The 7,818-nt window shown below is 74.5% G+C and carries 7 protein-coding genes; 5 read left to right on the forward strand and 2 right to left on the reverse strand.

Annotated features, from left to right (window positions below; genetic code table 11):
* The 5 genes from B9S61_RS03635 to B9S61_RS03655 form a co-directional block, all read left to right on the forward strand.
* Positions 1-2,539, forward strand: a 2,539-nt coding sequence (locus tag B9S61_RS03635; RefSeq protein ID WP_146064697.1) for a type I polyketide synthase, incomplete at its 5' end; no start/stop codon positions are given.
* A 46-nt stretch (positions 2,540-2,585) separates the two neighbouring features.
* The gene (locus B9S61_RS03640) at positions 2,586-3,455 is read left to right on the forward strand and encodes a 3-hydroxyacyl-CoA dehydrogenase family protein (RefSeq protein ID WP_103540887.1); all 870 of its coding nucleotides are present in this window, start codon (positions 2,586-2,588) and stop codon (positions 3,453-3,455) included.
* Positions 3,456-3,482: 27 nt separating this feature from the next.
* Complete coding sequence (locus B9S61_RS03645; protein ID WP_103540888.1) at positions 3,483-3,782, forward strand: acyl carrier protein; 300 nt, start codon at positions 3,483-3,485, stop codon at positions 3,780-3,782.
* The gene (locus B9S61_RS03650) at positions 3,775-4,890 is read left to right on the forward strand and encodes an acyl-CoA dehydrogenase family protein (protein WP_103540889.1); all 1,116 of its coding nucleotides are present in this window, start codon (positions 3,775-3,777) and stop codon (positions 4,888-4,890) included. The genes B9S61_RS03645 and B9S61_RS03650 overlap by 8 nt, the downstream gene beginning before the upstream one ends.
* Complete coding sequence (locus B9S61_RS03655; RefSeq protein ID WP_103540890.1) at positions 4,887-6,026, forward strand: HAD family hydrolase; 1,140 nt, start codon at positions 4,887-4,889, stop codon at positions 6,024-6,026. The genes B9S61_RS03650 and B9S61_RS03655 overlap by 4 nt, the downstream gene beginning before the upstream one ends.
* Before the next feature lie 44 nt (positions 6,027-6,070).
* On the opposite strand, the gene B9S61_RS03660 is transcribed toward B9S61_RS03655, so the two are convergent.
* The gene (locus B9S61_RS03660; RefSeq protein ID WP_103540891.1) at positions 6,071-6,733 is read right to left on the reverse strand and encodes an O-methyltransferase; all 663 of its coding nucleotides are present in this window, start codon (positions 6,731-6,733) and stop codon (positions 6,071-6,073) included.
* A 126-nt stretch (positions 6,734-6,859) separates the two neighbouring features.
* Positions 6,860-7,818, reverse strand: a 959-nt coding sequence (locus B9S61_RS03665; RefSeq protein ID WP_258039531.1) for an NB-ARC domain-containing protein, incomplete at its 5' end; no start/stop codon positions are given.

Consider the following 7,818-nt stretch of genomic DNA (forward strand, 5'->3'; position numbering starts at 1 on the left):
CGTCGAGCCCCCGCCCGCGACCCCCGACGCGCTGCTGCTGATCTGCCCCCCGTCCGCAGCCACCGGGACCCCGGACAGCCCCGGCGCGGACGTCCCGGGCACGGACCCCACGGCGGTCCACGCGGTCGCGTCCCAGGTCCTCGACCTCCTCCAGGCCCACCTGGCCGACGAAACCACCACCCGTACGCCCCTGGTGGTGCTCACCCGGGGTGCGACCGGCCTGCTCGGCACGCAGCCGCAGTCCGCGGACCTCGGCGCGGCGGCCGTCTGGGGCCTGCTCAGGGCCGCCCAGCTCGAACACCCAGACCGGTTCGTGCTGCTGGACACCGAAGGGCCCGATGCGGCCGGTCTCGCCGACGCGCTGGCCGGCCTCCTCGCCGCGGGCGAACCACAGGCGGCCCTGCGCGGTGGTGTCCTGTACGCGCCCCGGCTGATGCGACCGTCCGCCCCCGCGACCACCGCCTCCGTGGCCTCGGCCCCCGAAGCCCCGTCCGCGTCCCGGGCGTTCGGCTGGTCCGAGGGGACGGTGCTGCTGAGCGGCGGCGGTGCCCTCGCGGCCGTCCTGGCGCGCCACCTGGTGGCCGCGCACGGGGTGCGCCATCTACGGGTGCTGAGCCGCCGCGGCGCCGACGCCCCCGGCATACCGGAGCTGACGGCGGAACTGGCCGCGGCCGGCGCCGAACTGACCGCCACCCGGTGCGACGTGTCCGACCGCGAGGAACTGGCCGCCGCCCTGACGGACATCCCCGCACGTCATCCCCTCTGCGCCGTCGTCCACACCGCCGGAGTGCTCGACGACGGCCTGCTGGAGGGGCTGACGGGGGAGCGGATGGCCGCCGTACTGCGCCCCAAGCTCGACGCGGCCCGGCACCTCGACCTGCTGACGCGCGGCGCGGACCTCTCGGCGTTCGTCGTGTTCTCCTCCGCCGCGGGCGTGCTGGGCAGCCCGGGCCAGGCGTCCTACTCGGCCGCGAACGCCGCGCTCGACGCCCTCGCCGCGGAACGCCGACGGCTCGGGCTGCCCGGCCTGTCCCTGGCCTGGGGGCCCTGGCAGCGGCAGAGCGGGATGACGGCGGAACTCGACGGCGCCGAGCGGCGCCGCATCGACCGGCGCGGCGCCCGCGGCCTCTCCGACGAGGAGGCCATGGCCCTGCTGGACGCCGTGTGCGCTGCGGACGCCTTCGACCCGGGAGACGGCAGCCCCGCCGTCCTGGCCCACCTCGACCTGACCGTGCGCGGCGACGGCCCGGTGCACCCGATGCTCCGCCCGCTGGTCCGGCGCCGTCCGGGCGCGGCGGCCGGAGCGAAGGGGATGCCGGGAACGGCCGCCGCGGCCCTGCGGCACCGGCTCGACACCGCCGCCGACGCGCAGGAGCGGGAGCTGATCCTGAGCGAACTCGTCCTGGCCCAGGCCGCCGAAGCCCTCGGCCACACCGATGCCGGGGCGCTGTCCGCGACCGTTCCGTTCCTCTCGGTCGGATTCGACTCGCTGACCGCGGTCGAACTCCGCAACCGGCTGGCCGCCGCCACCGGCCTGCGGTTGCGCCCCTCGGCGGTCTTCGACAGCGGCACCCCCGCCGAGCTCGCCGCCCGCCTCGCCACCGCCGCCACCGAGGGCACCCCCAGCCCCCGCCCCGGACCCGCAGCCCCTGACACCGACCACACCGAAGACACGGGTCACACCGAAGACACCGACCCCGCAAGCGTGCTGTTCCGGCAGGCCTGCGCGCTCGGCCGGATCGACGAGGGCATCGCACTGCTCAAGAACGCATCCGTGCTGCGCCCCGCGTTCCACAGCGGCGACGACCTTGCCGCAGCCGGCACGGGCCCGCGGCTCCTGCGGCTCAACGAGCGCGCCGACGCTCCCGTGATCGTCTGCTTCGGCTCCATCGTCGCCCTCGGCGGCGCACACCAGTACGCCCGCTTCGCCGCCCGCTTCCGGGACCTGTACGCCGTCACCGCCCTGGACGCCCCCGGGTTCACCCCCGAGGAGGAGCTGCCCGCCGACATGTCCGCCCTCGTGGAGTTCCAGGCGGCGACGCTCCTGCGCGAACTGCCCGGACGGACGCTGGTCCTGGCCGGCTCCTCCTCGGGCGGCACCCTCGCCCACGGGGTCGCCGCAGAACTGGAGCGCCGCGGCGCGGGCCCGGCCGCCGTCGTCCTGCTGGACACCTACCTGTCCGACAACCAGGGCATCACCCAGTTCAACGACGTCCTGCTGGGCGGGATGTTCGCCCGCGAGGACCGGGCGGCCCCGATGGACGGCACCCGGCTCACCGCGATGGGCGGCTACTTCCGGCTGCTCGACGACTGGAAGCCCCCGGCGGTCCGCGCCCCGGTGCTGCTGGTGCGCGCCTCCGCGCCGCTCGGCCGCCCGTCCGCCGAGGCCGGCGACTGGCGCTCGTCCTGGGCCACCGCCGACACCGTCGTCGACGTACCCGGAGACCACTTCTCGATCATGGAGAAGCACGTCGCGACCACCGGCGACGCCGTCGCCGACTGGCTCGGCACCACCCTCCGCACACCCGGTCACCTGTGAAGGCGACGCCCCCGCCAGCGAAGAGAAGCAGGAAGAAGGAGAGCCCGTGACCACCGATCCGTACGAAGAGCCGCCGACACCGCACGCCCTCACCGTGCTGGGGGCCGGAGTGATGGGCGTCGGCATCACCGCCCTCGCCCTCGGGCACGGCCTGCCGGTCCACCTGGTCGACGTGGACCAGGACCGGCTAGACCGGGCCGGGGACCGGATCGACTCCGAATTCCGGCTGGCCGAGCTGATGGGCGCGCTGCCGGCCGGCACCCCCCTCGGCACCCTGGTCACCGGCACCTCGCCGAAGGCCGCGGCCGCGGCCACCGCCGTCATCGAGGCCGTCACCGAGAGCGCGGCCACCAAGGCCGCCGTGCTGTCCGAGGTCTCCGCCCTGGTCCGGCCCGGCACCCTGCTGGTCACCAACACCTCCTCGATCCCCGTCGACGAACTCGCCGGGGCCGTGGAGCGGCCTGAGGAACTGGTCGGCACCCACTTCATGAACCCGCCCTACCTGATAGGGACCGCCGAAGTGGTCCGCGGCGCCCGCACCGGCGATCCCGCGATGGCCGCCGTACGGTCGCTGCTCGGGGCGCTGCGGCGGCGGGCCGTGGTGGTCCGGGACGCGCCGGGCTTCGTGACCAGCCGGATCCTGCACCCGATGATCAACGACGCGGCCCGCGTCGTACAGGAGGGCACGGCGACCGCCGAGGACGTCGATGCCCTGATGCAAGGCTGCCTGGGCCACCCCACCGGACCGCTGCGGACCGCGGACCTGATCGGCATCGACAACCTCGTCGACTCCCTCAGGGTGATGCACGAACGGACCGGCGACGACGGCTGCCGTCCCAGCGAGCTGCTGCTCCGGCTCGTCCGCGAAGGCCGGCTCGGCCGCAAGTCCGGACGCGGCTTCTACGACTACACCTGACCCCCAACCCGCACCGAGGAGACAGCCATGACCACGGACAGCACGCCCGACACCCCTGACAGCCCCGACATCAACGACCTGGAGAAGGAGCTCCTGGGCTTCCTCGAAGGACACACCGGAACCCCCTGGGACGCCGACACCGACCTGTTCGGAGCCGGCGGCCTGTCCTCCCTGTTCGCCATGCAGGTGGTCGTGCACCTGGAGAAGACGTACGCGATAGCCGTCCGCGGCGCGGACCTGCGGCTCGACAACTTCCGCACCGTACGGCGGATGGTGGAGCTGGTGGACCGGCTGCGCGTGCCCGCCACCGGAGACCTGCATGGGTGAGGACCTGAACGGCGCCCGCACCTCCGTCACCCTGCGGGTCGGCGACCGGGCGGGGGAGTGGGACCGCACCGGCCTGATCCCCGTCGACCTGCTCCGCGAACTGGGCGCCGAGGGCCGGCTGTGCGCCGAAGTCCCCGAGCAGTACAACGGCTGGGGGCTGAGCAGCCTGCGCAGCGGCGCCTACACCGCCCACGTGGGCGCGCTGTGCAGCTCCCTGCGCAGCGTGATGACCTCCCAGGGCATGGCCGCGTGGACCATCCAGCGCCTGGGTACCGCCGAGCAGACCGCCGCCCACCTCCCCACGCTCACCGGGGGCGGGCTGGCGGCGGTCGGCTTCAGCGAGCCCGCCGCCGGCAGCGACCTCGCGGTGATGCGGACGACCGTGCGCCGCGACGGCGACTCGGTCGTCCTGGACGGCCACAAGAAGTGGGTGACCGCCGCCCACTACGCCGACCTGCTGGTCCTCGTCGGCCGCTACGAGGACGGCGCGGCGGCCGTCGTGGTGCCCGCCGACGCACCCGGCGTCCGGATCGAGCGGATCGCCGACCCGCTCGGCTGCCGCGCGGCCGGACACGCCGACGTCCACCTCGACGGGGTGAGGCTGCCGGCCGACAGCGTCCTGGGCGGACACGGCCTGCCGCCCGCCCTGCTGGTGACGACCGCACTGGCCTACGGGCGGATGTCCGTCGCCTGGGGCTGCGTGGGCATCCTGCGTGCCTGTCTGGCCGCGGTCAGCGCACACGCCGCCGGACGCGAGCAGTTCGGTAAACCGCTCGCCGAGCACCAGCTCGTCGCCGGGCACCTCGCCGACCTCTACACGGCCGCGCAGACGGCCGCCCTGGCCTGCGAGCACGCCAGCCGCTGCTGGGACGAGGGGTCGCCCGACCAGGTGGTGGCGACCGTACTCGCCAAGCACGTCAGCGCGACCCAGGCCGCCCGGGGCGCGGCGACGGCCGTCCAGGTACTGGCCTCGGCCGGGGCCCGGGACGGACACGCGGTGGCCCGGGCGTACCGGGACGCCAAGCTGATGGAGATCATCGAGGGCAGCAACGAGATGTGCCGGCTGATGCTGGCCCAGCACGCCCTCTCCGCCGCGGTGACCCCGTGACCGGGCCTGCGGACGACGAGCCGAGGAAGGCCGAGAACGCAGCGACGGTCAAGTGCCTGGTCTGGGACCTGGACGACACCCTCTGGCAGGGAACCCTGCTGGAGGACGGCGCGGTGCACCTGCCGGAGGAGGTGCGCAAGGTGGTGATCGAACTCGACTCCCGAGGCATCCTCCAGTCCGTCGCGAGCCGCAACGACCACGAGCACGCCTGGGCCCGGCTGGAGGGCTTCGGCCTGGCCGAGTACTTCGTCCTGCCGGAGATCGGCTGGGGTGCCAAGTCCGATTCGGTGCGCCGGATCGCCGACCGGCTGAACTTCGCGCACACCACCATCGCGTTCGTCGACGACCGGCCCGCCGAACGCGCCGAGGTCGCCTTCCACCTGCCCGACGTACGGTGCTACCCGGCCGAACAGGTCCCCGCCCTGCCCGACCTGGCCGAGTTCACGCCCTCGACCAGCACCGTCGACTCCCGGCGGCGCCGCCAGATGTACCAGGCGGGCTTCCGCCGCGAGGCCGAGCGGGCGGCCGCCCGCGGACCCGACGAGGAGTTCCTGCGCTCCCTGGACCTGCGGATGCGCATCGGCCGGGCCACCGGCGAAGAGCTGTCCCGGGTCGAGGAACTCACCCTGCGCACCAGCCAGATGAACGCGACCGGGGTCCACTACCCGGACACGGTGCTGCGCGGCCTGATCAGCGACCCCGGGCACGAGGTCCTGGTAGTCACCCTCACCGACCGGTTCGGGCCGCACGGCGCGGTCGGCGTGCTGCTGCTGGAGCGGCACCCGGGACTGTGGCACCTCAAACTGCTCGCGACCTCCTGCCGGGTCGTCGCCTACGGCGCCGGCGCGACCCTGCTGAACTGGCTGGCCGACGCCGCCGCCCGGTCCGGCGTCCACCTGGTGGCGGACTTCCGGGCCACCGAACGCAACCGGATGATGGAGATCGCCTACCGCTTCGCCGGCTTCGAGGGCGTCGTGGAGAACCCGTGCCCGTGCACCGCCGGCCTGGAGGCGGTGGTAGACCAACCGGGTCTCCAGCGCCTGCACCTGGCCCCCGGCCCCCGCACGGTGTCCACCGTCATGAGCGTGGACGCACCCGACCTCATCGAGCAGGAAGGAGGCCCGGGAGCGCGGTGACCGCCCCGGCGGCCACCGCGCTCCCGGGCCCCGGCCCGTCGCCCTCAGCGCTTGCGGGCGAGGGTGATCCCGTCCGCCATCACCAGCATCGACAGCTCCACCCGCGGATCCCGGCACAGCAGCCGGTTCAGCGCCCTGACCCCCTCGGTGTCGGGATCCACGGCTGCCGGGTCGGCGACCCGGCCGAAAAAGAGGGTGTTGTCGACCACGATCAGACCGCCGGTGCGGACCAGCTCGAGCGAGGACTCGAAGTAGCGGACGTAGTTGGCCTTGTCCGCGTCGATGAACACCAGGTCGAAGCTCTCCGGCCCGCGCTCCGCCAGCAGGGCGTCCAGGGTCCCGGCCGCGTCGCCGATCCGCAGGTCGATCCGCCCGTCGACCCCGTCCCGCTTCCAGAAGTCGGCGCCGACGGACGGCCACCGCTCCTCGATGTCGCAGGACACCAGCACCCCGTCGGCCGGGAGCGCGCGGGCCATGCACAGGGTGCTGTAGCCGGTGAAGGTCCCGATCTCCAGCACTGCCCGCGCCCCCGTCAGCCCGACCAGCAGGGCGAGCAGCTGGCCCTCCTCCGCCATCACCTGCATGGCGCTCCCGCCCGGCAGGTCCGCGGTGGCCTCCCGCAGCTCCCTGAGCAGATCGTCGTCGCGGAGGGAGACGTCCCGGACGTAGGCGAGCAGGTCGGGGGTGGCAGCCGTCTGGTGGGCCATGGCGCAGGGGTTCCTCTCGAAAGGGAGCGGCCGACGGGACGTCCTGGCCGCGGCGGTGCGTGCGGGTGCTCGGTACGGGGTGCTGCGTAAGGGGCGGTGCTGGCAGGGCGGTGCGTGCCGGGAAGGTCACCCGGCGCGCATGAACGGGCGGTCGTGCACCGCCAGCGCGTGCTCGCCGGCGTACGCCCTCAGCAGCGGGTCCAGCCGGTAGCGGCCCGCGTGCGGGGCACCCAGCAGATTGGCCTCGACCAGCGCGTCGAGGGCCTCCTCGGCCTGGGCCTCGGAGCAGCCGAACACCACCGCGACTCGGGTGCCGGACACGGAGCAGTCCCCGGCGGCCCCCAGCGCGGTGAACACCTCGGCCGGATCGACACCGGCCGGCGCCGGCCGCCGGAGCCCGGCGTGGTCGACGTCGAGACAGGGGCGGACCCCGAGGTCGCCCGCGCATAGCTCATCCAGCAGCCGCGGGGCCTCCGTCAGCCGTCGCGCGAAATGCCCGATGCTCCAGTGCGGGCGCTCCAGCAGCCTGGTCCCCGCGATCCGGATGGCCAGCGGCAGACCCGCGCACACCGCCAGCACCGTACGGGCCGCCCGCGGTTCGGCGCCGACCCTGGCCGGTCCGACGATGCTCCCCAGCAGCTCCAGCGACCCGGCCTCGTCCAGCGGGGGGAGGACGAGGGTGTGCGCGCCCTCCAGGTCGGCCAGCCGCCGCCGGCTGGTCACCAGCAGCCTGCTCCCGCCGCTGCCCGGTATCAGCGGCCGTATCTGCGCGGTCGAGGACGCGTTGTCGAGGACGACCAGCAGCCGGCGGCCCGAGGTCAGCGAGCGGTACAGGCTCTCCCGTTCGGAGGCCTCCTCGGGTATCTCGTCCCGGGGGACTCCGAGGTCCGCGAGGAACCGGGGCAGCACCGCGTGCGCGGTCAGCGGCGGGGTGCCCGCGCCGAGGTCGGCGTACAGCTGGCCGTCCACCGAGGACTCGCGCACCGCATGGGCGGTGTGCAGGGCTAGCACGCTCTTGCCGACGCCGCCGCGGCCGGTCACCACCGCGGTCGCCACCGTGCCCGCGGGCTGCGCGCAGGTGGTGA

It is taken from the genome of Streptomyces sp. SM1 (assembly GCF_002910825.1).
Taxonomy (GTDB): Bacteria; Actinomycetota; Actinomycetes; order Streptomycetales; family Streptomycetaceae; genus Streptomyces; species Streptomyces okerensis.

What these genes read in the sequence shown, in the direction of transcription:
- B9S61_RS03650 (WP_103540889.1), top strand. Translation starts at nt 3,775, where the DNA reads ATGGGTGAGGACCTGAACGGCGCCCGCACCTCCGTCACCCTGCGGGTC.
- B9S61_RS03660 (WP_103540891.1), bottom strand. Translation starts at nt 6,733, where the DNA reads ATGGCCCACCAGACGGCTGCCACCCCCGACCTGCTCGCCTACGTCCGG.
- B9S61_RS03645 (WP_103540888.1), top strand. Translation starts at nt 3,483, where the DNA reads ATGACCACGGACAGCACGCCCGACACCCCTGACAGCCCCGACATCAAC.